Origin of the sequence: Microbulbifer sp. CNSA002 (genome assembly GCF_047324085.1) — a bacterium.
Taxonomy (GTDB): domain Bacteria; phylum Pseudomonadota; class Gammaproteobacteria; order Pseudomonadales; family Cellvibrionaceae; genus Microbulbifer.
Genome location: NZ_CP172449.1, coordinates 5,202,905 through 5,228,734, shown reverse-complemented (window position 1 = coordinate 5,228,734; position 25,830 = coordinate 5,202,905). Strand labels below are relative to the sequence as shown.

The 25,830-nt window shown below is 53.2% G+C and carries 21 protein-coding genes; 14 read left to right on the top strand and 7 right to left on the bottom strand.

Going from position 1 to position 25,830, the window contains the following annotated elements:
- Positions 1-12: 12 nt before the first annotated feature.
- The 7 genes from ACG1BZ_RS23155 (at position 13) to ACG1BZ_RS23125 (ending at position 8,341) form a co-directional block, all read left to right on the top strand.
- Entirely contained in the window at positions 13-837 is an 825-nt protein-coding gene (locus ACG1BZ_RS23155; RefSeq protein ID WP_413663855.1) for a DeoR/GlpR family DNA-binding transcription regulator, read from the top strand.
- Positions 838-839: 2 nt separating this feature from the next.
- A complete protein-coding gene (gene glmS / locus ACG1BZ_RS23150) occupies positions 840-2,669 on the top strand; it encodes a glutamine--fructose-6-phosphate transaminase (isomerizing) (protein ID WP_413663854.1) in 1,830 nt (609 codons plus the stop codon).
- 24 nt (positions 2,670-2,693) lie between these two features.
- On the top strand, positions 2,694-3,572 hold the full coding sequence (locus tag ACG1BZ_RS23145; RefSeq protein WP_413663853.1) for an alpha/beta fold hydrolase: 879 nt from the start codon (positions 2,694-2,696) through the stop codon (positions 3,570-3,572).
- Positions 3,573-3,731: 159 nt separating this feature from the next.
- On the top strand, positions 3,732-4,745 hold the full coding sequence (locus ACG1BZ_RS23140; RefSeq protein ID WP_413665907.1) for a zinc-binding alcohol dehydrogenase family protein: 1,014 nt from the start codon (positions 3,732-3,734) through the stop codon (positions 4,743-4,745).
- Between the two features lie 310 nt (positions 4,746-5,055).
- Positions 5,056-5,871 carry a class II aldolase/adducin family protein gene (locus ACG1BZ_RS23135; protein ID WP_413663852.1) on the top strand — a complete coding sequence of 272 codons (816 nt, stop codon included), beginning with the start codon at positions 5,056-5,058 and terminating at the stop codon, positions 5,869-5,871.
- Between the two features lie 455 nt (positions 5,872-6,326).
- On the top strand, positions 6,327-7,946 hold the full coding sequence (locus tag ACG1BZ_RS23130; protein ID WP_413663851.1) for a Na+/H+ antiporter: 1,620 nt from the start codon (positions 6,327-6,329) through the stop codon (positions 7,944-7,946).
- A gap of 44 nt (positions 7,947-7,990) precedes the next feature.
- Positions 7,991-8,341: an AraC family ligand binding domain-containing protein gene (locus tag ACG1BZ_RS23125; RefSeq protein ID WP_413663850.1), complete on the top strand. Its 351-nt coding sequence runs from the start codon at positions 7,991-7,993 to the stop codon at positions 8,339-8,341.
- Between the two features lie 14 nt (positions 8,342-8,355).
- Here ACG1BZ_RS23125 and ACG1BZ_RS23120 read toward each other — a convergent pair whose 3' ends face one another.
- Both ACG1BZ_RS23120 and ACG1BZ_RS23115 read right to left on the bottom strand, forming a co-directional pair.
- Positions 8,356-10,212, bottom strand: coding sequence for a monovalent cation:proton antiporter-2 (CPA2) family protein (locus tag ACG1BZ_RS23120; protein ID WP_282930597.1), 1,857 nt, complete (start codon positions 10,210-10,212; stop codon positions 8,356-8,358).
- Between the two features lie 13 nt (positions 10,213-10,225).
- Positions 10,226-11,527: a cation:proton antiporter gene (locus ACG1BZ_RS23115; protein ID WP_413663849.1), complete on the bottom strand. Its 1,302-nt coding sequence runs from the start codon at positions 11,525-11,527 to the stop codon at positions 10,226-10,228.
- 519 nt (positions 11,528-12,046) lie between these two features.
- On the opposite strand from ACG1BZ_RS23115, the gene ACG1BZ_RS23110 reads away from it, so the two are divergent.
- Both ACG1BZ_RS23110 and gstA read left to right on the top strand, forming a co-directional pair.
- Complete coding sequence (locus tag ACG1BZ_RS23110; RefSeq protein WP_413663848.1) at positions 12,047-12,442, top strand: DoxX family protein; 396 nt, start codon at positions 12,047-12,049, stop codon at positions 12,440-12,442.
- A 114-nt stretch (positions 12,443-12,556) separates the two neighbouring features.
- The gene (gene gstA, locus ACG1BZ_RS23105; protein WP_413663847.1) at positions 12,557-13,162 is read left to right on the top strand and encodes a glutathione transferase GstA; all 606 of its coding nucleotides are present in this window, start codon (positions 12,557-12,559) and stop codon (positions 13,160-13,162) included.
- 10 nt (positions 13,163-13,172) lie between these two features.
- On the opposite strand, the gene ACG1BZ_RS23100 is transcribed toward gstA, so the two are convergent.
- Positions 13,173-14,432: a multidrug effflux MFS transporter gene (locus ACG1BZ_RS23100; RefSeq protein ID WP_282930601.1), complete on the bottom strand. Its 1,260-nt coding sequence runs from the start codon at positions 14,430-14,432 to the stop codon at positions 13,173-13,175.
- A 117-nt stretch (positions 14,433-14,549) separates the two neighbouring features.
- Positions 14,550-15,356 (bottom strand): transcriptional regulator HexR, encoded by an 807-nt coding sequence (hexR, locus tag ACG1BZ_RS23095; protein WP_413665906.1) that lies wholly within the window; start codon positions 15,354-15,356, stop codon positions 14,550-14,552.
- Between the two features lie 187 nt (positions 15,357-15,543).
- On the opposite strand from hexR, the gene uvrD reads away from it, so the two are divergent.
- A complete protein-coding gene (gene uvrD / locus ACG1BZ_RS23090) occupies positions 15,544-17,748 on the top strand; it encodes a DNA helicase II (RefSeq protein ID WP_282930603.1) in 2,205 nt (734 codons plus the stop codon).
- Positions 17,749-17,980: 232 nt separating this feature from the next.
- Positions 17,981-19,114, top strand: coding sequence for a TRAP transporter substrate-binding protein (locus ACG1BZ_RS23085; RefSeq protein ID WP_413663846.1), 1,134 nt, complete (start codon positions 17,981-17,983; stop codon positions 19,112-19,114).
- 69 nt (positions 19,115-19,183) lie between these two features.
- Here ACG1BZ_RS23085 and ACG1BZ_RS23080 read toward each other — a convergent pair whose 3' ends face one another.
- The 3 genes from ACG1BZ_RS23080 to ACG1BZ_RS23070 form a co-directional block, all read right to left on the bottom strand.
- Positions 19,184-19,573, bottom strand: a complete 390-nt coding sequence (locus ACG1BZ_RS23080) for an acyl-CoA thioesterase (RefSeq protein WP_108735392.1) — start codon at positions 19,571-19,573, stop codon at positions 19,184-19,186.
- Positions 19,574-19,757: 184 nt separating this feature from the next.
- Positions 19,758-21,122 carry a TRAP transporter large permease gene (locus ACG1BZ_RS23075; protein ID WP_413663845.1) on the bottom strand — a complete coding sequence of 455 codons (1,365 nt, stop codon included), beginning with the start codon at positions 21,120-21,122 and terminating at the stop codon, positions 19,758-19,760.
- Positions 21,119-21,691 carry a TRAP transporter small permease subunit gene (locus tag ACG1BZ_RS23070; protein ID WP_413663844.1) on the bottom strand — a complete coding sequence of 191 codons (573 nt, stop codon included), beginning with the start codon at positions 21,689-21,691 and terminating at the stop codon, positions 21,119-21,121. Before ACG1BZ_RS23070 ends, ACG1BZ_RS23075 begins: the two co-directional genes overlap by 4 nt.
- 183 nt (positions 21,692-21,874) lie before the next feature.
- Between ACG1BZ_RS23070 and ACG1BZ_RS23065 the strand changes: the two genes are divergently transcribed.
- The 3 genes from ACG1BZ_RS23065 (at position 21,875) to pstA (ending at position 25,748) form a co-directional block, all read left to right on the top strand.
- Positions 21,875-22,927 (top strand): PstS family phosphate ABC transporter substrate-binding protein, encoded by a 1,053-nt coding sequence (locus ACG1BZ_RS23065; RefSeq protein ID WP_282930607.1) that lies wholly within the window; start codon positions 21,875-21,877, stop codon positions 22,925-22,927.
- 162 nt (positions 22,928-23,089) lie between these two features.
- Positions 23,090-24,469: a phosphate ABC transporter permease subunit PstC gene (gene pstC, locus ACG1BZ_RS23060; protein ID WP_413663843.1), complete on the top strand. Its 1,380-nt coding sequence runs from the start codon at positions 23,090-23,092 to the stop codon at positions 24,467-24,469.
- Positions 24,462-25,748 (top strand): phosphate ABC transporter permease PstA, encoded by a 1,287-nt coding sequence (pstA, locus tag ACG1BZ_RS23055; RefSeq protein ID WP_413663842.1) that lies wholly within the window; start codon positions 24,462-24,464, stop codon positions 25,746-25,748. Before pstC ends, pstA begins: the two co-directional genes overlap by 8 nt.
- Positions 25,749-25,830: the final 82 nt, after the last annotated feature.

Below are 25,830 nucleotides of genomic sequence, written 5' to 3'. Positions count from 1 at the left end.
AGTTATCTGCCTATGTCCAAACGCAACACCCAACAGCGCCGCCACGGTATTCTCCACTTGCTAAATGAAGTAGGAGAGACCACTGTCGAGCAATTGGCGCGGCAGTTCGGAACTTCGGAAGTTACGATTCGAAAGGATCTGACGGCGATGGAAAATCACGGCTTGTTGCTGCGTCGCCACGGTGGTGCTATCCCAGTGCCGAGGGAGTTGGTCCATGAAGAAGGGCCCTCTGGGAGTAAGCGGGCCATTGGCCGAGCCGCTGCTGAGATGATACCGGATCACCATCGAATTGTGATCGATTACGGTCGCACCACGGCGGCAATGATTCCTGAGCTTGAAAGCAAGCGTGGCCTAGTGGTGATGACTAACTCGCTGCATGTGGCCAATGCACTGCGTGAACTTGAAAACGAACCGACGCTGTTGATGACCGGAGGCACCTGGGACCCACACTTTGAGGCCTTCCAGGGGCAGGTTGCAGAACAGGTACTGAGAGGATACGACTTCGATCGCGCTTTTATTGGTGCCGATGGAATCGATTTGCAACGCGGTACCTGTACGTTTAATGAACAAATTGGCCTCTCCCGTGTAATGGCGGAAGTTGCGCGGGAAGTGGTTGTACTGGCGGAGTCCAGTAAAGTGGGGAAGCGGATTCCCAATCTGGAATTGTCCTGGGAGCAGGTCGATATCCTGGTAACTGATGATGGCCTGGCGGATGCCGTGGGCCAAAAACTGGAGCAGCTGGGTATCCAGCTCATTTGTGCCGCTGAAGATAGGAGCAGAGGCGCTCAGCCTGAAATTTTAATGGGCGGCGAGACTCCCGGGTTAATGAGGAAATAATTATGTGCGGAATCGTAGGTGCGCTGGCACAGCGCAATGTGACGGGGATTCTTCTGGAAGGGCTGCGCCGCTTGGAGTACCGCGGTTACGACTCAGCCGGAGTCTGCTTAAGCAGTGGAGATGGCCAGCTGCAATTGCGCAAAAGCCTGGGCAAGGTCGCAGATTTGGAGGCCAAATTAAGTGAGGAGAGCGCCGAGGGCCATATTGGCATTGCCCATACCCGTTGGGCTACCCACGGTGTTCCCTCCGATGAAAATGCCCATCCCCATCTGTCAGGCCATATCGCTCTGGTTCACAACGGCATTATCGAAAACCATCAGGAATTGCGTTCAGAGCTTCAGGGAAAAGGTTATGAGTTTGAGTCTGAAACCGATACTGAAGTTGTGGTTCACCTTATTCACTCATTAAGTTCTGAGGGCCGCAGCCTGGTCGACTCTGTGACTGAAGCCACGCATATACTGGAAGGTGCCTACGCCCTCGCGGTTGTTAGTCATGAAGAGCCGGAAGTTTTGGCCTGTGCCCGCTCTGGTAGTCCGCTGGTCCTGGGAGTGGGTATTGAAGAGAACTTTATTGCCTCTGACCCTATGGCCCTGCGGCAGGTGACTGATCGCTTTATATTCCTCGAAGAGGGCGATGTGGCGGAAGTGCGTCGCGGTGGCATCGCAGTTCGAGACAAGTTGGGAGAGGAAGTCAGTCGCCCGGTGCACAAGTTGACCGGCGGTCATGAAGCTACCGATAAAGGGCGCTACCGCCACTTTATGCAGAAAGAGATTTTCGAGCAGCCCCAGGTGGTCGCAGCCACTCTGGCGGGCCGTATCGGTGAGCGCTCAGTGTTGGCCCAGGCCCTTGGTGCCCGCGCCCAGGAGATTTTGCCCAAGGTGGAGCAGGTACAGATAGTAGCCTGTGGCACCAGTTACCATGCGGGAATGGTAGCCCGCTATTGGCTGGAGGACTGGGCCGGTATTCCCTGCTCGGTGGAAGTGGCCAGTGAACTGCGCTATCGCAAGAAAGTGGTGCGTCCGGGAACGCTGTTTGTGAGTATTTCTCAATCCGGAGAAACGGCTGATACCCTCGCCGCCCTGCGCCAGGGCAAGGACCTGGGCTACCTGGCCTCCATGACCATCTGCAATGTGCCCAACAGCTCATTGGTGCGAGAGTCTGAGCTATCGCTAATGACCGAGGCGGGCCCTGAGATTGGTGTGGCCTCGACCAAAGCCTTTACGACCCAATTGGTAGCCTTACAACTGTTCTGTATCGCCCTCGCCAAGGTCAATGGCCTGTCGGCGGAGCGTGAAGGTGAGCTGGTCAGCGCCTTGCACCAGTTACCTGAGCTAATGGAGAGTTTTACCGGTCTGGATAAGGTGGTTAAAAACACCAGCAAGGCCTTTGCAGAGAAGAACCACGCGCTTTTTTTAGGGCGTGGTGTCGAATTCCCCATTGCTCTGGAGGGCGCTCTAAAGCTGAAGGAAATTTCCTATATCCACGCGGAGGCCTATCCCGCCGGCGAATTGAAGCATGGCCCCCTGGCACTGGTGGACGGCGATATGCCCGTGGTTGTCGTTGCCCCCAATGATGAGCTGCTGGAAAAACTCAAATCCAATTTGCAGGAAGTGCGTGCACGGGGTGGGCAACTGTTTGTTTTCGCCAGCCCCAAGGCCGGATTTACCAGTGAAGAAGGTATTACCGTGGTGGAAGTTCCAGATTCCCCAGAGAGTCTGGCGCCGATTCTCTACACCGTGCCGCTGCAGCTATTGAGTTACCATGTGGCGTTGCTGAAAGGTACTGATGTGGATCAACCCAGAAACCTGGCTAAATCAGTCACGGTTGAATAACTGTTCATCTGCCGCAAAAGGTTTATGCACAAGCGAGTAAAGCTGTGTGAATTTACTACCTCTGATAGCGTCACCCTGCGCTATCTAGAGGCCGGCAGCGGCCCCATATTATTGATGCTACACGGCTGGTCCCAGGGGGCGGTGTTGTATAAACATCAGCTCGCTGGGCTCAGCGATCAGTTTCGTGTGATCGCGCTGGATATGCGTGGTCATGGTCAGTCTGACAAGCCCAATCATGGCTATCGAATTTCCCGCCTCGCCAAGGACTTGCAAGAGCTGATCTCAAGTCTGCAACAGGAACCTCTTCATTTACTCGGCCACTCCGCCGGCTGCTCGGTGATATGGAGCTACCTGGAAATGTTTGGTGGGGATAGGGTCAGTGCACTAGTGCTAATCGATGAACCCCCCTGTCTACTGGCAGATCCCGCCTGGAGTGAAGCGGAGCGATTGGCAGCTGGAGGCATACTAACCCCGGAGAGCCTCTACCAGTTTGTGGATAACTTGGTTGGAAAAAAAAGTGTTGAGACCACTCGCCAAATTCTTATGTCTATGGTCACGCCTTTAATGGGGAAAACCCAACGGGATGAGCTGGTTGCGGTTAATCTGCAGTGTCCTCGTCGCTGGGCTGCAAAGCTTTTTGTGGATAACGTAACAAAGGACTGGCGGGATTTTATCCCTAGGATTGATAAGCCGACGCTAGTGGCTTTCGGTCGTGCCAGTCCACACCCAATAGAGTGCCAGCAGTGGATTCACCAGCAAGTTGAGGGTTCCAGGCTTGAGATCTTTGATGTGGCGGAAGGAGGAAGCCATTTCCTGTTTCTGGAAGCAGCGCAAAGATTTAATGCCCTGGTGAGTAAATTTCTTCTCAAGTTTTCCACAGATGGCCATTTCCCCTTGCCCTAGTTCAGCTTTGTGGATAACTGTGGATAGAGTTATCCACAGTTATTGGAATTTAAAAAAATAATTGAAACAGCTTCTGCGAGAAGGCAGTTTTTCCTGTGGATATTCCTTTTTAAGATACCTCCACACCTGTTACCCCATTGGAAAAGGATAAAACTGATGATGAAGGCCGTCGGTTATCAACAGTCTCTGCCAAGCAGTGATAAAGAAGCGCTACAGGATATAACCCTCCCCATACCGCAAGTCTCCGGCCAGGATCTGCTTGTAGAAGTACAGGCCGTTTCAGTTAACCCGGTAGATACTAAGGTGAGGCAGCGGGCCAGCCCGGATACCGGTCAGTGGAAGGTACTTGGCTGGGATGCTGTGGGCATAGTGAAAGCGGTAGGCCCGGAAGCGGGACTCTTTAAGGTTGGCGATAGGGTTTGGTATGCGGGCGATATCTCCCGTTCGGGCAGCAATGCCCAGTACCAGCTGGTGGATGAGAGAATCGTTGGTACTGCCCCCAAGACGGTTGGCTGTGCCGAGGCAGCGGCGCTGCCTCTCACTGCGATTACCGCTTGGGAAATGCTATTCGACCGCCTGCAAGTTGCGGTGGGTAAAGGGGCAAACAACAAGTCACTGCTGATCATTGGTGCCGCTGGTGGCGTAGGTTCGATTATGGTCCAGTTGGCCCGTCGTCTGACCAATTTGACTGTGATAGGTACTGCCTCCCGCCCCGAAACCAAAAGCTGGCTTGAAGAGCTTGGAAGCCACCATGTGATCAATCATCGGCAGTCTCTTAGCGAACAGTTAAGTCGCGAGGGTATCGATGGCGTCGACTATGTTGTTAGCCTCACTAATACCGAAGAGCACTTGACGGAAATTATCAAAAGTATCAGACCTCAAGGCAAGTTTGGTTTGATTGACGACCCCGCCTCCTTGGATGTTATGGCACTGAAGCAGAAGAGTCTGTCCCTGCACTGGGAGTTTATGTTTACTCGCGCGCTGTTTTCTACCGAGGATATGGTTGCCCAGCATGTTCTGTTGAATGAACTTGCGGAATTAATTGACCAGGGATTAATTAAAACCACTATGGGGCAGAATTTTGGGAAAATAAATGCAAATAACCTTTTAAAAGCACATCAGCTTATCGAATCCCAGGCTGTAAAAGGAAAGATAGTCCTGGAAGGTTTTTGATAGAGTAAACTCTCTCCTACTCAGAGTCATATCTATGACATCTGGGTGGGAATTTACTTTGAGTAAACAGTCCTAATTATTCAGTAAAAGAAACTAAGTGCAAGATACTAATTTTTCATTATTTGGCAGTAAATTTTTGCTTATATTTCTACCGCGCGAAAATAAACTGATAGAAAAGACATCAAAGTCACTTTTATATTTTTCCGCATTAAGCAGTCACCATTTTATTAAGTTATTAATCCTCGCATAGAAAATAAAAGTCATGCTATAACCATGCCTCGGCATTTTCCAAAGATGAGAGGGCCGCTAGGTGGCTACAACAGAAAAAAATAAAACAAAAACCGGTATTGATGCTGCTGTTATGAATGGCGACATCAATATGTTGCTTGGCGAGCCAACCCAGCCGCCAGAACAAGTTCGTGAAGAGCGTAAGAGGAAGCTGACGGCGGCTTTTCGGCTGTTTGGAAAATTTGGTTTTGATGAAGGCGTAGCCGGTCATATCACTGTCCGTGACCCGGAATATGACGATCATTTTTGGGTCAACCCCATGGGGGTTTCCTTTAAACAGATGACGATGTCACAACTGTTGCTGGTCAATCATCAAGGAGAGGTGGTTGAGGGGGATGGTTACCTTAATGGCGCAGCCTTTACTATTCATTCTCACATCCATAAAACCCGCCCGGATGTGGTAGCCGCTGCGCACGCTCATTCCCTTTATGGGAAAAGTTGGTCTACTCTCGGGCGCCTTCTGGATCCCATTACCCAGGATGCTTGTGCCTTTTATCAGGACCACGGTTTGTTGGATACTTTTTCCGGCGTGGTATTGGAAATGGGAGAAGGTGCGGCCCTTGCTAAAGCCTTGGGTAACCACAAAGCACTGATATTGCAGAATCACGGCTTACTGACGGTGGGTAAATCCGTTGATGAAGCTGCCTGGTGGTATATCACTATGGAAAAAAGCTGCCAGGCTCAGTTACTGGCGGAAGCAGCTGGGCAGCCTATTTTGATCGATCCAGAGGTGGCAATACGAACCCGGGCGGTTGTGGGAACTGAACTGGCGGGATTATTTAGCTTTCAGCCTCTTTACAATGTAATTGCAAAAGAACAGCCGGATATGTTTGAGTAAAGAAACTCCAAAAACTCTGCCAAATTTGCAGAGTAATTTTTTGGAGCGCTGCAAAGCGCCGGCACTTTTTCTCAGAATTTATTCCCTGTTTTCTATTCTCGCATAAACTTCCTGATATTGAGTGAACAGCACTAGGGAGCCTCTGAATAACTCCATGATACCTCTGGCATGCAGAGCGGTTCACAATCAAGGCGCGGCTTCGCAGGAATGTCTAGACCTTTCAAGAAGTCGCAACGCGGAGTGTGAATCGCTCTGCAAGCCCCGAAGGGCGGGCCTTGAAGGCCACATCTGCTGCGTTGCAGCTCTTGCAAAGGGCTACGGCCATTCGCGGCGAGCTGCGCCTAACATCTGCAGCCTTCAAGACCCGCAGAGGCATTACGGAGTTATTCAGAGGCTCCCTAGTTACTCGATAGAGATCTATTTCAATAAGGCGTCACAGGGAACTGTAGCGAGTAATGCACTATCTGGTTATTGCGCTGGTGCTGTTGTTAGTTGTGGCCATTACCCTGGTTATTGCGCGCCTGTTGCCTTTACCTATTCCACTGCCTCTATTGCAAATTGCTGCGGGAGCAATACTGGGTAGCTTTTTGGGAATAGAAATACCCCTCGAGCCAGAAATTTTTTTCCTGCTGTTTGTTCCGCCCTTATTGTTTATTGCCGGTTGGCGAATACCGAAAGGCGCCCTGTTTCGTGATATCGGTGCCATTGTTACCTTGGCTATTGGCTTGGTGCTTTTTACCGTTGTGGGTATGGGATATTTTATTTCCTGGTTGGTGCCTGTCATGCCACTGGCGGTGGCTTTTGCAGTAGCGGCAATTTTGGCACCGACCGATCCCGTGGCGGTATCGGTGGTCCACGGTGGAACTTCTATGCCACCACGGCTGGAGCATATCCTCGCCGGAGAGTCCCTGTTTAATGATGCCTCGGGATTGGATATTTTCCGTTTTGCAGTGATTGCTGCCCTCACCGGGACCTTTTCATTTCCCCACGCACTGGCTGGTTTTTTCTGGGTCGCTATCGGCGGTGTGGTTATTGGTGCTGGAGCGGCATTTGCCTGTGGATATATTTTGCGTCTGCTGGTCAGAATTGGCGGTGAGGACACTACTGTACAAGTTCTAGTGAGCTTATTAGTGCCCTTTGCGGCATATATCGCCGCCCATACTTTACAGGTATCGGGTATTTTGGCGGCTGCCAGTGCTGGAATTGCGACTCACTATACCACCTTACACGGCGCGGAAATGTCGACTACACGGATGGACCGCCGTGCAGTATGGAAAACAGTACAAGCAGTTCTTGACGGTATTATTTTTGTTTTGTTGGGAGAGCAATTGGTTCGAATTACCGGAGCGGATTTCTCCGGCGCGCGCCACACTGGTGACTTAACAATTATTTTTTATGTCCTGGCAATATTTGTTGTACTACTTCTCCTGAGATTTGTGTGGGTATGGGTCTCCCTATATCTCTCACGTTTTGGGCAGAAAGTAGAATCTTTTGGTACCCATTTTTTATTGGTTAGCGTGTTGACCATCGCCGGGGTAAGAGGGGCGATTACATTGGCGGGAGCCTTTTCCCTTCCCCTCGCTATGACAGATGGAAAGCCGTTGCCCGGCCGTGATTTAGCCCTGATTATTGCAATGGGCGTTATCTTGCTTTCCTTATTGCTGGCAAGTTTTTTATTGCCTGTTCTATTGCGCCGTTTACCCGAAGCCCCCAATTTTGCCGCTATTGGTGATGAAAAAGGTGCGCGAATATCTGCTGCCACAGCGGCAGTGAATCAGCTGATGAATATGCGTCATGATATTGATCGAGGCGAAAAAGATCGCGATCTTGCTTTTGAGGCGGTGGATCACCTTTTGGCGATTTATCGGCGGCGCATAACCCTAGGAGAAGATGAAAGCGAGGATATTATCTGGATGCGTTCCAGGGTTGAGCGTCATTATCACCTTGCCGCACTTTCTGCTGAGCGCGAACAACTGTTGGAATTGCGAGTCTCCAGGAAGATTGATGATGAACTCCACCGCAAATTGGTTTTGGAGGTTGATCTGGTAGAGGCGAGCTTAATTAATAAAGAATAAATTTTCTCTTGTAATAGACACGCTTAAATTGGTGAAAACTTGATATGGAGTTTGTAGAGCTGTGTTCAGTTAATGGGGTTTCCCTTTTTCAGAAAAGAAAAATAGACAGTCCCCAGCGCGAGCCCCTGGGTAATTACTCAATCCCCTATCCCGCCAAGCAGGTGCAGTTCCGGGAGTTTAGTGAGGGACAGCGTTTTGATTGGCACTGTGCCCCGCAGGCGCAGTTTATTCTTTATCTTGAAGGCAGGGTGAAGCTCACAACCAGCTCCGGTGAACAATATACCTTTGCTCCCGGAGATATCTTATTAGCCAATGATTTGCACGGAGAGGGACATATCAGCGAGAGTCTGAGTCCTGGCAGGGCTGCCATTGTCGTGCTTAATGACAACCCCTAGGGCCAATAACCGGCTTACTGTTTTTCCATCTCGGGCTTGGCTTCTTCCCAGTAGTGATCCAGATGCAGGTCCTTGTCGCGGCGGTCTTGTTGTAACGCCTGTAAAAGCTGCTCGCGATAGATTCGGCTTTGTGCAATATGCTGGGACTCATCGCGCCAGTAGGGGAAAAGTGCCTCCAGCATACGCTGGTCGTGCTGCTTGAACTTCAAGGCGGCGCGGCGCGCCTGTATGGGACTGAGCCCCAATAGTTCCAGCGCCTTTTCGCCGATGGTCAGGGCCGAGTCCACGGTCTCGCGGAAGATATAGCGGACCCCGGCTTCCATCAAAGCATATTGGTGCATACGGTTGCGGGCCCGGGCGAGGATGGTCACATTGGGGAAGTGTTTTTGCAGCTGGGCCACAATTTCCAAACAGGCGGCCTGGTCGCTCAAGGTCAGGATAACCAGCTTTGCATTTTGGGCTCCGGCGGCGCGCAGTAGATCCTCTCGCGAGGCATCTCCGTAGTAAGCCTTGATACCATAGCGGCGCACCAGGTCCAGTTGTTCTGCATTGCGTTCGAGTAAAGTGGTATTGAAACCGCAGGCATTTAGAAGTCGCCCGGCGATCTGCCCGAAGCGCCCGTAACCAATAATGATTACCGGAGAGCCGGAATCCACAGGCGGTGATGTATCTATGTTGGCGGGAACCTCTGGGCCGGTGACAAACCGCGGCTGGATAAACTGTTCGTAGATCAGCAGCAGCACTGGTGTCAGGGCCATGGTCAGAGCAATTTGAGCTACTAACAGGTTGCCGATGTCCGCACTCAGGACCTGAAGCTGGGTAGAGAACGCTACCAATACAAAACCGAATTCACCGGCTTGCGCCAATGACAGAGCGAACAACCAATCCTCGCCCTTTGACATTCGCAAGGTGCGCGCCAGGGCAAACAGCACGGTAAATTTAACCAGCACCAACGCCAATGCTAATCCGATAAGCACCAGCGGGTTGTCCGCGATCAGGGAGAAATTCAGGCTGGCACCCACGGCGATAAAGAAGAGACCCAACAGCAGGCCCTTAAAAGGCTGTATATCCGCTTCCAGCTCATGGCGGAACTCGCTCTCGGCCAGCAGTACCCCGGCGAGGAAAGTACCCAGTGCCGGCGATAGGTCCAGCCAGGTCATTACCGCAGCTGCGGCAAATACGATCAGTAGCGCGCTCACGGTAAACAGTTCGCGCACTTGGCTGCCTGCCATTAGACGTAGTAAGGGACCGAGGAGGTAACGTCCGGCGAAAATAAAAGCCAGCATGGTGCCGATAACTGCCGATGCGTAATACCAACCACTCAAGCCACTTTCATGGGGGCTGGCAGCGGTACCTGCCAGCAGTGGCAATAGCGCGAGGATGGGAATAACAGCGATATCCTGGAACAAAAGTACCGCAAATGCAGCGCGCCCGCCCTGGCTTTTCAGCAGGCCCTTTTCACTGAGGGATTGCAATACAATCGCAGTTGAGGATAGTGCCAGGATCAGCCCAATAGCTACCGATGAGCGCCAATCCATCTCAGAAAAGGCGAGAACCAATCCAGCGATGGCCGCAGCGGAAAACAGTAGTTGGGCACTGCCGGTGCCGAGGATAGCACCGCGCATTTTCCACAATTTCTTCGGCTGCAGCTCCAGGCCGATCAGGAACAGCATGAGTGCAACACCAAACTCGGCAACGTGCATTTCATCGCTGGCATCGCCGACCAGGCCTAGGGCACTTGGGCCAATGGCCACACCGGCGAGTAAGTAACCGAGGACTGAGCCCAAGCCCAGGCGTGTGGCAATGGGTACCGCAATCACTGCGGCAGCCATGAAAATTACTGCCTCAATAAGGAAGCCGGAGTGTTCCATTTAATCGTTATCGCTATTTGGCTGTCGGTTGCTGGGGCTCGTCGCGTTCGGGCTCAGAAAACTCCCGGCTGCGACGAATCAATGGCGCTATGGTAGAGCCCTGTACGACGATAGAAAAGAGCACCACGCCATAGGTCATGACCACCCACAGGTAGCGAAGGTCCTGTCCCTGGACGAAGGCACTGCCGGCGGGAATAGACATCGCCAGCGCCAATGCCAGACCACCTTTCAGCCCTCCCCAGATCAAAATCCGGTTGGTATAGGGGTGGTACTTGCGGCGACTTTTTAAATACAGGAAGGGTATGCCGACAGCGAAAACCCGGGCGGTAAGAACAATGACAATGCCCACTGCCATCAGCAGGTAGTCGGAAGGGCGCAGGTCGATTGTAATCAGGAACAGGCCCACCAGCAGGAAGAGCAAACCGTTGAGGAAGTCCTCGGTGATGCTCCAGAAATTATCCAGCTCGTGTTGGCTCACCCGGGAAAAGCCGCGCTCTCGGGTAAAGTTGCCAATAATAATACCACTCACCACCATTGCCAGGGCGCCGGAGACCCCGAGTACATTGGCCAGGGAAAAACCGGCAGTGGGAATAACCATGGTCAGCATCAATTCCAGGCTGTGATCATTGGTACAACAAATAGCCCAGTGGAAAACGCCACCAATGATCAGTCCCAGCAATATGCCCCCCAGTGCCTCGATGGCGAATAGCTCAGCCACTGCCGGTACCGTAGGTTGGCCGCCTTCGAAAGCGAGTGCGTAAATCACCGCGAAGATCACGATACCGAAGCCATCGTTGAACAGGGACTCACCTTCCACCTGAATGGAAACCTGCTCCGGGGCCTTCAGGTTTTTCATAATTGCCAGTACGGCGATAGGGTCGGTGGGAGAGATCAATGCACCAAATAACAGGCAGTAAACAAAAGCCACCGGCATATTGATCAGTATCAGGAACCAGTAAAGAAGGGCCCCGACCACAAAGGTGGAAATGAGGGTACCGACAATGGCGAGAAGACCGATCTCCAGTTTCTGGTTGCGCAGCTCCAACAGATCGATATGCAAACTGCCGGCAAAAAGCAGAAACCCGAGCATTCCCTTGAGCAGAATATCCTCAAGGTTGAGCAGCGGCAGAAGCTGATCTGCCCAGGTGCGCAACTCCACCACCCCCAACTTTCCCAGGGCGGTGACCAATAGTGATAGGGCCAGGGCACCGGCGGTAATAGCGATCGTGGTTTGGGCGCGCAATACGTATTGGTTCAAGAAGCCCAGAAAAACTGATACGGCGGCAAGAAAACAAAAGGTGTAATAAACTTCCATGCCGTGTGTGGACTCCAGCGCTGAAATATTCTCGGATGGTTTAATGCCATTTTGGGGAGCGCCCCGGCGGCAATTTATATGATGGTGAGTGTGCCGTTATTGTAGTCGTGCAGAGGCTGCTCGATTTCCCTTGGAGTGGATCTAGGGCAACAGGATTACACCGGGGCGGGCCGCGCAGGCACAAGCGGCCAACTCCCTTTTATATGGGCGCGCAATTGTAGCGGCTCTAGGGCGCCACACAACTGCATTTTTCAGTTTTGCGCTCAAACGGATCGACTTCCCCTACCCACTAAAATTCATTAATGCCTTAGCTTTTTAAACATTACGTCATTACTTTCTAACTGCCAATTAGTAGATTCCTACTGACTATTGAAAATAAAAAGGATGATTATCACGCCAATCTAGTGGTTTTTATCCCTCCTGAGTAAAGGCAGCTACCGACTATCTCATGAATTTTCACGACAGTGTCTACACTGGTTGATAGTCCATACCCATAAATGCGCAATTGAGGAAGTAGTAGTGAAGCATTCGATGTTGTGCGACACCTCAAAGCTGATCGGTCGGGTACTGATGTCGCTGATCTTTATATTTGCCGGCTGGAATAAAATTGGCGGCTACGAAATGACAGAGGCCTTTATGGTTTCCATGGGGATACCCGGCTTCATTTTGCCCCTAGTCATCGTTATTGAGTTGGTGGGAGGACTCGCGGTGTTACTGGGGATATTCACCCGGATTTCTGCTTTTGTCCTTTTCCTGTTCTGTCTCGCTTCGGCCTTCCTGGTACACCTGTCCCCTGGTGATGCAACAGAAATGACCAGCTTTATGAAAAATATCACGATTGCCGGTGGTTTCCTGATTCTGACCTGTGCCGGTGCCGGTCGCTTTAGCCTGGACCATTGGATACGCGGTAAGTAGATTTCAGCAACAGTTGTAGAGAGGAATTGAAGCCAGTTTCAGTCGAGCTTCAGTGGGGAGAAATTAGCCGGGCCTATACTGCCTGGATACAGGTAATGACTCTACAGGATTACCATGAAGCTTTTTTATGCACCAGGTGTTTGCTCTCTATCGCCTCATATTGTCGCTTGTGAAGCAGGGATCAATCTGGGCCTGCAAAAGGTCAATCTAAAAACCCATGAGCTGGAAAACGGCGACGACTTTACAAGGATTAGTCCTAAAGGGTACGTGCCGGCACTGCAACTGGAAGGCGGAGAAGTACTGACAGAAGGTCCGGCAATCGTCCAGTTTTTGGCGGAGCAAAAGCCCGACGCGCAACTGGCGCCACCAGTGGGCACCCTGGCCCATTACCGGCTTCTCGAATGGCTCAACTTCCTCAGTGCTGAAGTCCACAAGCTATTCAAACCACTGTTTTGGCATGGTACAGAAGAAGAACAGGAGGATTCCCGGGTTAGGCTTATCCGCTGGTTTGACTATATCGAAGGACAGCTTGATAAAGACTACTTAATGGGAGACGGTTTCACGGTTGCCGATGCCTACCTGTATGTTCTCTCTCGCTGGCTGAAACATCAGCAGTTTGATATGCCCCGGTGGCCCCGGCTTCAAGCATTCCAAAAGAGAATGGAAGAAAGGCCCGCAGTGCAGCGGGCGCTTCAGGAGGAAAGTTTAGAGCCGGTGTAAAGAGCTGTCGTTAACGCGGGGTAAAGCGCCGGGTCGCAGGGATATCGGACTCGATCGGTTGGCGAACCTTCGCGACAAATAGTGCAGAGAGTAGTGCCACAAAAGCACAGCCCGCCATAGATCCTGCAATAGGTGTCAGGGTTCCGGTGTGCAGGCTGCTCGCCAGTCCACCCAGTATCCCCCCGGTAATAAACAGAGCGGCGCCGTATAGCGCGTTGGCACTACCGCTGATTTTGGGGAAGAACTCCAAATAACAGGCGGCGGCATTGGGGCCGGTAATACCGATACAGCTCATCACCAGTACCAGGGGAATCATCCACAGGGTCAGTTCTTTGACACCTGTCATAGTTCCCAGCAGCAGCAGGCCGCAACCCAATAGCTGCAACACAATACCCGCCAGCAGGATATTGCGCGGCTCAAAAAAGTTCAGTAAGCGGATATTCACCTGAACCATGCAAATTAGCCCGAGCACGCAGATACCAAAAAACAGTGGGAACTGATTCGCGCTAACACCGAAGTAATCCATAAACACAAAGGGCGCGGTGGTGATGTAGATAAACATCGAACCGCTGACACAGGCCTGTGCAATCAGGAACCCAATAGCGCGGGGATTGCGCAAAACCTGGCCGTAGCTGCCCACGAGAGACTTTAGCGGCATCATCTGGCGGCGTGCGCGGGTAAAGCGGGAGACAGTCTCCGGTAGCAGCAACTGTACTAGTACGAGCATTGCAAGAGCGTACAGTAACAAAAAGACGAAAATACTTTGCCAGCCGCCTACGGCTAGCAGTGCGGAGCCGATCACCGGGGCGATCAGCGGTGCAATCAGCATGATGGTGCTAATCAGGGAAATAATTTTTGCCGCCTCACGGCCACTGTGTAGGTCGCGCACTATGGCAGCACATATTACTGTGGCAAAGCCGCCGCCAACTGCCTGGCAGAAGCGCAGGATAATCAGTTGGTCTACATGGTCGGTAAACAGGACTAACAGGGAGCTGGCTATATAGATACTGAGGCCGATAGTTCCTACAAGGCGCCGTCCCCAGCGATCTGATAATGGTCCGCCAAATAGTTGTCCGAGGGCAAAGCCCAGCAGAAAACTGGACACTGAGTACTGCATCCGCTCGACTTCTGTATCCAGGGCCGCCGCCATCGCCGGAATGGCCGGCAGGTAGCTGTCGATGGAAAAAGGTGTCAGAGAAACGAGTGCGGCCAGCCACACCACTAGCCAGCGCGGGGCTTTCTCGTCCGGGTTAGAAGCGATGGATGTCATTATGTTGCTCAGGTACAGCCTGGAAGGATCTTCCCGGCAAAGCCCAATTGGCGGGAAATGGCTTTGGTAGAAACGGGCGGGCACATTGTCCCTTGCCCGCTTTGGATATCAGGGAGTTTAGTGCTTGTCTTCCCGCAATGTGTACAGTCCCTGTTTCAGTTTCAACAGGTGCTCCTGTAGCTGAGGACCTTTGCGCTGGGCTACGCCGATAGCGAGGACATCGATTACCACCAGATGGGCGATGCGCGAGGACAGCGGCGTATAGATCTCAATATCCTCTTCTACATCCACTTCCAGTGGGATGCTGGCTTGCTGTGCCACCGGCGAGCCGCTGGGTGCCAAACCAACCACCAGAGCGCCCTGCTCTTTTGCCATGCTCATGGAGCGAAGTAGCGCCTTGGTGCGACCGCTCTGGGAGATAGCTACTACTACATCCCCCGCTTGCATGGACATGGCCGACATATTCTGGATGTGGTGGTCCGAGTGAGCAGCGGTGGCCAATTGCAGGCGGAAGAACTTGTGCTGGGCATCGGCGGCGACGGCACCGGAGGCGCCAAAACCGAAGAATTCCACCCGCTTGGAAGCGGCCATCGCAGTGACAGCGGCCTCGAGGGCACGGTCGTCAATTCTATCGCGGACTTTCAGCAGGGTATCCACCGTGGAGTCGAAAACCTTGCGCTTGTACTCGGCAATGGTATCCGTTTCCGTAACCGCAATCTGGCCGAAGCTGGGGCTGGAAGCCAGCTGCTGCGCCAGGTTCAGCTTGAACTCCTGGAATCCGGAGCAGCCCACGGCGCGACAAAAGCGCACCACGGTAGGTTCACTCACCTGGGCTTCAGTAGCCAGGTCGACGATGCGCATATGAATGATTTCATCGGGGTTGGCGAGAATATACTCCGCCACCTTGCGCTCTGATTTGCGCATGGATGACAGTTGTTCACTGATTCGTTGCGTTACTTCCGCCGGTTTCACAGGACTTCCTTCTCTATGCCAGATGGCGCAGTTTAGCCGCTGTGCCCTCCGCTGGCGAGCGACATTACATTGTCAGGCAGGGCAAAATCCTGTTTATTTACACAGGTCTTGTGCATCAGCTCTGGTACAATCTTCGCCCATGGACGTATCTCAGATTTTAGACCCCCTCAACGACGCCCAGCGCGAAGCAGTAGCTGCCGCGCCCGGCAATCAATTGGTTCTGGCCGGTGCCGGCTCGGGCAAGACCCGGGTGCTGGTACACCGCATCGCCTGGCTGATGCAGGTGGAGGGCGCCTCGCCCTACTCCATTATGGCGGTAACCTTTACCAACAAGGCGGCCCGCGAGATGCGCGCCCGTATCGAAGAGCTGCTGGGGGTGAATACCTTTGGCATGTGGGTGGGCACCTTCCACGGCCTGGCTCACCGCCTGCTCAAGGCTCACTGGCAAGAAGCCAAGTTGCCGCAGAACTTCCAGATCCTGGATTCCGACGACCAGCTACGCCTGATCAAGCGGGTACAGGCAGATCTGGGGCTGGATGATAAAAAGTGGTCACCGCGTGAAACCCAGTGGTGGATTGGCGCGCAGAAAGATGAAGGTCTGCGTCCGCAATATATCAATGCCGGCGCCGATCCCTGGTTGCAGACCATGGTGCGAATCTATTTCGCCTATGAAGAGGCCTGTCAGCGCGGTGGATTGGTGGATTTCGGCGAGCTGCTGCTGCGCGCCCACGAGCTCTGGCTCAATAACGACGCTATTCTGGCCCACTACCGCCGGCGCTTCCCCCATATCCTGGTGGATGAGTTCCAGGATACCAACACGATTCAATATGCCTGGTTGCGCTTACTCGCCGGTGAGCAGTGCCATATCACCGCCGTGGGTGACGATGACCAGTCTATCTACGGTTGGCGCGGTGCCAAGATCGAGAATATCCAGCACTTTTCCACAGACTTACGAGAAGTGCAGACGGTGCGACTGGAGCAGAACTACAGGTCCACCTCCACCATTCTAAATGCGGCAAATGCGGTGATCGCTAATAACAGTGGTCGCCTAGGCAAGGAGTTGTGGACCAAGGGTGAAGAGGGTGAGCCCATCGCCGTCTACGCGGCCTACAACGAACAGGATGAATCGCGCTTTATTGTCGAACGTATCAATGACTGGGTGCGCGACGGTAATCGCCGCGACAGCATCGCCATCCTCTACCGTTCCAATGCCCAATCCCGGGTACTTGAAGAGGGGCTTTTGCGCGAGCAGGTTCCCTACCGTATCTATGGCGGCCAGCGCTTCTACGAGCGCCTGGAAATCAAGAATGCCCTGTCTTATTTACGCCTGATTACCAACCGCGATGATGATACTGCGTTTGAACGGGTAGTGAATACGCCCACCCGTGGCATCGGTGCGCGCACTGTAGAGATGGTGCGTTCTTATGCCCGGGAGCAGGGCTGCTCCCTGTGGCAGGCGGCCAAGCTGATGTTGCAGCAACGGGTATTGGCTGCTCGCGCCGGCAATGCCCTGCAGAGCTTCCTGGACCTGATTAACCAGCTGGCAGCAAATGCAGAAGATAAAGAGTTGGATGCTATTGCTGAGGATGTGATCGAAAACAGCGGTTTGCTGGAGTTTCACGGCAAAGAGAAAGGCGAGAAAGGCCAAACACGGGTGGAGAACTTGCAGGAACTGGTTACTGCCTGTCGCGGCTTTACCGGTGCAGGCCTGCCCGAAGGAGAGGAAGATGAAGAGGAAATTCCGCTTCTTAACCAGTTCCTCGACAGCGCTGCCCTCGATGCCGGTGAAGGTCAGGCGGATGAGTTTGAGGATGCCGTCCAGCTGATGACCCTGCACTCCGCCAAAGGCTTGGAGTTTCCCCTGGTATTTATGGCGGGTGTGGAGGAAAACCTGTTCCCCCACAAGATGTCGGCGCAGGAGCCCGGCCGCATGGAGGAGGAGAGACGCCTCTGCTACGTGGGTATCACCCGCGCCATGCGCAAGCTATACATTACCTACGCGGAAAACCGGCGTCTGTTTGGCAGCGAAACCTATAACAGCCCTTCCCGCTTTATCGGCGAAATTCCACCTAATTTGGTGCAAGAAGTGCGCCTGAAGACCGAAATTTCCCGTCCTCTCTATCAGGCGGACTACGGCAAGGTAGGCCAGTTTTCCGACCCGGCGCCAGACTTCGATGATTTACCCCCGCTGGTCCTGGGCGGGCGAGTGGACCATGCCAAGTTTGGTGAAGGAACTGTCATTGAGTTTGAGGGAACGGGTCCTCGAATGCGGGTGCTGGTTAATTTTGACGATGTTGGCGACAAGAGGCTGATACTTTCAATGGCCAAGTTGCAGCCGCTTTAAGTGATGGCTTGAGCTGGCACTAAGCATTAAATACTGAGTGCCAGAGCATGTCGGTACTGAGAAGCATGCAGAATTGAAAGTTAGATAGTGGTGAATGGATTCCAGCGATAGCGGGAATCCATTCAAAATACCAGGGTCAGATCACAGAGGACTTCCCCTGAAGACCTAAGTTGGCGACCAAAGCGTCTGCCGATAATTTGTACAATACAAAAATAACGATAAATTAGTAGCAATGAAAAAACTCAATTGGTACCCGGCTATCATTCTCGGGCTCTTAGCCCTGCTCGCCATTACCTTCGCCGCCCTGGTAGCTTCCCGTGCAGCGATGGGCCCTGCCCAGCACTTTTCCGCAGAGGGCAATAAAGAGTTGTTCGAGTGGAAATTAGTTACTACCTGGCCCAAGAATTTCCCTGGCCTCGGCAGTGCGCCGGAGCGTTTTGCCAAGAAAGTCGAGGCGATGTCAGCCGGGCGTCTCAGGATCAAAGTGTACGGTGCCGGTGAGTTGGTACCTGCCCTGGGCGTATTTGGTGCTGTATCGGAAGGCGCCGCGCAGATGGGACACGGTGCTGCCTATTACTGGAAAGGCAAGGTGCCCGCTGCCCAGTTTTTTACTGCGGTGCCTTTTGGCTTGAATGCCCAGGAAATGAATGGTTGGTTACACCACGGTGGTGGTCTCGAACTCTGGGAGGAGATCTACGAGCCCTTTAACCTAATTCCACTTGCGGGGGGCTCCACCGGTGTGCAGATGGCGGGCTGGTTTAACAAACCGATTGAGTCGGTGAAGGATTTAAAGGGCCTAAAGATGCGTATTCCCGGCCTGGGTGGTGAGGTTTTAAACCGCGCAGGCGGCACTGCGGTGACCATTCCCGGTGGAGAACTCTATACCGCCCTCCAGACTGGAGTGATCGATGCTACCGAATGGGTGGGGCCCTACAACGATCTCGCTTTTGGTTTCCACCAGGTCGCTGAGTATTACTACTACCCCGGGTGGCATGAGCCGGGCTCTATCCTGGAATTTATCGTTAATAAAAAGGCGTTCAAAAAATTGCCTGCTGATTTGCAGGAAATAGTGCGGGTCGCCGCCCGTGAAGCTAACCAGGATATGCTGGACGAATACACGGCACGCAATAACCGGGCCCTCAAGGAGCTGGTAGAAGAGCACGGGGTAAAAGTGGAGCGCTTGCCGGAGGATGTTCTGTCTCACCTGAAGAAGATCAACAACGAAATTATGCAGGAGACGGCGCAGCAGGACCCGGAGTTTGCCCGTGTTTACAAAGCCTTTAAAGAATTTGAACGGGATGTGAAGCCCTACCACGAGATCAGTGAAGAGGCTTACTACCAGGCGAGAGAGTTTAAGGAAGATTAGCGCCCAACTACTGGGCCGATGATATTGCCGGCTGTGTTGCTCTACAGCCGGCGAACTCGAAACCTACAATCAGGGCAGCGGCCTGGTACGGCCGGCATCGTCGATAGCGACAAATACAAACTCACCCTCGGTGACCTTGACCTGCTCACCGGAATCCACCCGCGTCAGCCAAACCTCTACCATGGTGCGAATCGAGGAGCGCCCTTCTTCGATAGCCTCCGCATAGCAGCTGACTGTTGAGCCAACCGGAACCGGGCGCAGGAAAACCATGCTGCCCACTGCAACGGTTGTGACACGGCCGCGTGCCATGGTTTGTGCGAGAATGGCGCCAGCGAGGTCCATCTGCGACATCAGCCAACCGGCAAAAACATCCCCCTGCGGATTGGTATCGCGGGGCATAGCCAGGGTTTGCAGGGTTAGCGTGCCTGTGGGTTGCGGATCTTCATCGAGAGCTGACAGTGCGGACATCGGGTACTCACAGATTGTTAGAGTTATTGGTTTCCACTACTGGAATGGTGGCGCATTCTAGCACAATTTGGCCAGTAATTGACCAGAATAAATTTCGGCCTTTAGTCGACCGTAGGCGCGTTTTTGGCCGTTGGTACTGCCTCTCAGTCTATGGATGGCTCTCCACATGCGCAGATCACTGTTGCTGAACCACCCCCGGCAGCCAAGTGGCCAGGGCCGGCCATATCGCCAGCAGGCACAGCAGTAAAAGTTGGATGGCAATAAAAGGCGCTACCCCGCGATAGATGGCCGATGTGGCGACAGAACTGGGGGCCACCCCGCGCAGGTAAAAGAGAGCAAACCCAAATGGAGGCGTTAGGAAAGAGGTTTGCAAATTGATGGCAATCATAATGCCGAGCCACACCGGATCGACGCCCATTGCCAGCAGTACCGGGCCCACAATTGGTACCACTACAAAGGTGATCTCGATAAAGTCGAGGATAAAGCCCAGCAGGAATATTACCAGCATCACCAACAGGGTCGCGCCGATTACCCCTCCGGGCAGGCTGTGGAAAAATCCTGTCACCAGCTCTTCGCCGTTGTAACCGCGAAATACCAGAGAAAACAATGAGGCGCCAATCAATATGGCGAAAACCATGGCCGAGACCTGAAGTGTACTGCGGCCTATTTCCCCGGCGCGCTTAAAGCTCAGTGCTCCGCGACTGGACGCCAGTAACGCCGCCCCCAGTGCGCCGACGGCGGCCGCTTCTGTAGGGGTGGCAGCGCCAACGATGATTGATCCGAGCACAATCAGCATTAAGGCAATCGGGGGTAAAAGACTGCGAAGCAGCTGGGCCTTATCCACTTCTGGAGGCTCGCTGCTCTCCGTGGGTTTGGGGCGACGGGCAATAAATAATAGATAAATGATATAGGCGGCCACCAGCAGTAAGCCGGGAATAATTGCCCCTACAAACAGATCCCCTACGCTGACTGGCTTGGGATTGAAAATGCCTGCAGATAGTTGTGCCTGTTGATAGGCATTGGAGAGGGTGTCACCCAACAGAACCAAGGCAATAGAGGGTGGGATAATTTGCCCGAGGGTACCGGTGGCGCAGATAGTGCCGGTAGCCAGTTTGGGGGAGTAGCCATTTTTTAACATGGTGGGCAGTGACATCAGCCCCATGGTGACTACAGTTGCACCGACGATGCCAGTACTGGCGGCGAGCAGCGCGCCTACTACCACTACGGAAATGGCAAGTCCCGAGGGAGCCCCCATAAAGGCTTTGCTCAGATTAACCAATAAATCCTCAGCAATCTTGGCTCGCTCCAGTATTACCCCCATCAGCACAAATAGCGGAACGGCAACCAGAGTGCCGTTTTGCATAATGCCGTAGAGGCGATCGGGGAAAGCGCGCAGCAACTCAGCATCAAATACGCCATACACAATACCCAGGCCCGCTGATAGCAGGGCGGTACCCGCGAGGGTAAAAGCTACTGGGTAGCCGAACATAAGCAGAGCGCAGACGACTGCAAACATCAGAAAGGGGATTAGCTCAATCACACTTCGGCCCCTTCTACCTGCTTCAGTACTGCTTTTGACGACGACATTGGAATGGACTGTTGTTGGGGCAGCATCAATTGCACCAGGGCGCGAATAAACTGGGCCAGCCCCGCCAGAGCCAGGGTGACTGCGGATAGAGGAATCAGGCTCTTCAGTAAAAATACCCCAGGCAGGCCGCCGGCGTTCGCACTGTCTTCAAAAACTGACCAGCTATTCAGTACAAAGTGCCAGCTGCTTATAAATAGAAAGACGCAAAGCGGTAAGAGGAATATCAGATAGCCAATTGCATTGATCCAGGCTTTGGCCCTGGCGCTCATCTTGCGGTAGAAGACGTCCACCCGCACATGGGCATCGGTCTGTAACGCATAGGCCAGCCCCAGCATAAAGGCGGCACCGTGCAGGTAAATCACGGATTCCTGTAGGGCGATAGAACCGGTATTGAAGCCGTGGCGCATCACCACAACACAGCTTTGTAACAGGACCATGGCCCAGGTGAACCAGGACAGCAGTTGCCCGGTATGACTGGTCAGGCGCTCGAGTGCCTGCGCGCTGCACAGCAGAAAACGCATGGGGGCTTCTCTCTTTACATCTTATTGTTATTTATGTTGCTCGAAGGTTAACCCTTTGCCCGCTCTCATGCCAGCAGGGTAAAAATACAGCTGTAACCTTTTTGTAATCTTTTATTCATAGAATCGTCACCCGTTGTTCCTAGCATCGCCGCGTGAAATAAAAACACTCATCGGAGTTACACAATGAACAAGCAAATTCTGGCGACTTCTCTGGCAGCCCTGACCCTGGCAACTTCACAGGTTGCTATGGCGGCGCGCGATTACATTAGTGTTGTAGGTTCCTCTACTGTTTACCCGTTTACTACGACTGTGGCGGAGCGTTTTAGCCGCGCAACCCAGTTTAAAACTCCAGTCGTTGAGTCCACTGGTACTGGTGGTGGCATGAAGTTGTTTTGCCAGGGTGTTGGAGAAAGTACTGCGGATATCACCGGTGCCTCCCGTCGCATCAAGCAATCCGAATTGGAAATGTGTAACAGCAACGGTGTTGATGTTGTTGAAGTGCAAATCGGTTACGACGGCATCGTTCTTGCGAATGCTAAGAAAGCAGCTCCCTTTAAGCTGACTCGCAAGGACATCTTCCTGGCCCTGGCTAAGGAAGTTCCTAACCCAGACGGTTCTGAAACTCTGGTAGCCAACCCCTACAAGACCTGGAAGGACGTAAACCCAGCTCTGCCCAACACCAAAATCGAAGTTTTGGGTCCGCCCCCCACTTCCGGTACTCGCGATGCTTTTGCCGAGCTGGCAATGGAAGGTGGCTGTAAGAAGTTTGGCTGGATCAAAGCCATGAAGAAAACAGACAAGAGCGCTTATAAAGCGATCTGTCACAACGTTCGCGAAGACGGCGCTTATGTTGAGGCCGGTGAGAACGACAACCTGATCGTGAACAAGCTGGTTGCCAACCCGAACGCCCTGGGTATCTTCGGCTTTAGTTTCCTCGACCAGAATGCTGACAAGGTACAGGGCTCCCTGATCGAAGATCAGGCCCCCACTTTCGACTCCATCGCTGACCAGAGCTACCCGGTTTCCCGTCCGCTGTTTATCTACGTTAAGAAGCAGCACGCTGACGTGGTTCCCGGTGTTAAGCAGTTCCTGGCTGAATTCACCAATGAGCGCGCTTGGGGTGAAGACGGCTACCTGGCTGACAAAGGTATGATTCCTCTGCCCACCGAGAAGCGTCAAAAGATTGCTACTGATGTGCGCAAGCTGAACGCACTGAGTAATCTCGCAGCCAAGTAAAAAAATTCTGGAGTTGTACTGTCAAAGGGAATTGACGGCCAAGCTCGAAAGGGCTTGGCCGTTCTTTATAAGAAGACTCACAAATTGTCGCCCCCCCTGTGATGGAACGCGGGGATAAAGTCTGGATAATGCCAGCGACGATATTTTTAGTACGGTAATTCAATGCAAACCCCCACACTGTTCGCACTTTTGCTGCTCTTGATATTAGTGGCCTACGGCACTGGCTTTCGCCGTGCAGTGAACGCTGCTCGCAGTCTTGGCGGCGTTCGCAATCTGGCCGCCCTGCCCAGTTACTACGGATTACTCACCGCCCTTTGGTGTGGTTTACCAGCACTGATATTACTCTGTGGCTGGTTGGTGTTTGACGATTCGATCATCCGTGCGATGGTCATGAATAGTATTGCCGATAAGCCGGAGAGTATCTCCGGGCAGAACCTTCTCTACGCGCAGATCCAGAATCTCGCGGCGGGCCACCTGATAGGTGAAAAGTCCCCGCAATTGCAGAGTGCTGCGGACTACCTCGGTCAGTTGCGTTCCAGCTCCAATAATTTACAGGCCTTCCTGAGTTTGGTGTTGGCCAGCGGCCTTGCCGCTTTTGCACTGCTGCGCTTTTCTCCGAAGCTGCGCGCTCGCGAAAAAGTTGAAAAAGTGCTGCGCACAGTGCTGATTGCCTGTGCCAGCGCTGCGATTCTAACCACTGTCGGAATTTTGTTATCGGTATTGTTTGAATCCCTGCGCTTCTTCCAGTCCGTGCCGGTGAGTGAATTCCTGTTTGGTTTGCACTGGAGCCCACAGATGGCCCTGCGCGCAGACCAGGTGGGATCGAGCGGTGCTTTTGGTGCTGTCCCGCTGTTTACCGGAACCCTGATGGTGTCCGCGATCGCCATGTTTGTGGCGGTACCAGTGGGATTGATGGCGGCTATTTATCTGGCCGAGTACGCCAGTAAGCGCGTGCGTTCCCTGGCCAAGCCGGTACTCGAAATTCTCGCCGGTGTACCTACCGTGGTATACGGATTTTTTGCTGCCTTAACCGTTGCTCCATTTATTCGCGAGTTGGCCACCTCTATGGGCCTACAGGCCTCCAGTGAAAGCGCACTGGCCGCTGGTCTGGTGATGGGAATCATGATTATTCCCTTTGTCTCCTCTCTGTCTGACGACGTGATCAATGCGGTGCCCCAGTCCCTGCGCGATGGCGCCCTGGGCTTGGGTTCCACCCAGTCCGAGACGGTGCGCAAAGTTGTGATTCCTGCGGCACTGCCTGGCATCGTCGGCGGTGTATTACTGGCGGTTTCCCGCGCAATTGGTGAAACCATGATTGTGGTGATGGCCGCCGGGCTCGCGGCAAACCTCACCGCCAACCCGCTTGAATCGGTCACGACTGTGACGGTGCAGATTGTGACTCTGTTGGTTGGCGACCAGGAATTTGACAGTCCAAAGACCCTCGCCGCTTTTGCTTTGGGCCTGATGTTGTTTATCTCCACTTTGGTGCTGAACTTTATTGCCTTGCACGTAGTGAAAAAATACCGGGAGCAGTATGACTGATCTTACTCAGGCGCAAGTTCGCGAGCGCATAGAGAAAAGCCTCGCCAGCCGTCACCGCAAAGAAAAGCTGTTTCGTGGGCTGGGTATTGGCAGTATCGCCTTTGGTGTACTCGCTGTACTGATTCTGTTCACTGACATTATCAGCAAAGGCAGTGGTGCCTTTGTGCAGACAGCTATCCAGCTGGAAGTGCACTACGACAAACAGGTTTTGGGCATCGATAAGGTCGATGATGAAAGTCTGACCTGGGCAAACTTCACCGGTGTTATTCGCCAGTCCCTGCGCGAGCGCTTTCCCACTGTGACTGGTCGCAGTGACAAGCGTGAACTCTACAGCCTGGTTTCCTCCGGAGCACCTTTTACCCTGCGCGATCGCTTAGCTGCGAATCCGGAACTGTTGGGTAAATCCGAGAAAGTCTGGCTGTCAGTCGATGACGATGTGGATACTTTCGTCAAAAGCCTGAAGGATTCCAAAGAGGGTTTCCGTGGTCGTACCTCGGACCAGAAGGCTGGTTGGATTGAGCAGCTGTTGGACAGCGGTGAACTGAAGAAGCGGTTCAATACCATCTTCTTTACTAATGGCGACTCCCGTGAACCAGAGCAGGCGGGCATCCGCGCAGCCTTGATGGGGTCCCTGTTTACCCTGTTGGTAACTCTGGCACTGTCATTTCCTATCGGTGTGGCGGCGGCGATTTACCTGGAAGAGTATGCACCCAAAAACCGTTGGACCGATTTGATTGAGGTGAATATCAATAACCTCGCGGCAGTGCCTTCTATTGTTTTCGGCCTTCTGGGTCTGGCGATATTTATTAATTTCTTTGAGTTGCCGCGTTCGGCACCTCTGGTAGGGGGCTTGGTACTGACACTGATGACCTTGCCCACGATTATTATTTCCAGCCGCGCGGCTTTGAAGGCGGTGCCACCCTCAATTCGCGAGGCGGCAATGGGTATGGGGGCTTCGCGTATGCAGGTGGTTTTCCACCATGTGCTGCCCCTGGCGATGCCGGGAATGTTGACTGGCGCGATTATCGGTATGGCCCAGGCCCTCGGTGAGACGGCGCCCCTATTGATGATTGGTATGGTCGCTTTTATTGTCGACGTACCTGCTGGGGTAACCGACCCGGCCACCGTGCTGCCTGTGCAGATTTTCCTGTGGGCAGACAGCCCGGAGCGCGCCTTTGTCGAGCGCACCTCCGCAGCCATTATGGTGTTGCTGAGTGTGCTGATTGTGATGAATACCAGCGCGGTATTGCTGCGCAAGAAACTTGAGCGCCGCTGGTAACAGAGCGCGGATTATCAGAAAGCGGGATATTATATGAGTACCATGACCCTGGATGCCGCCAGCCAAACTGATGCGGCGCAAT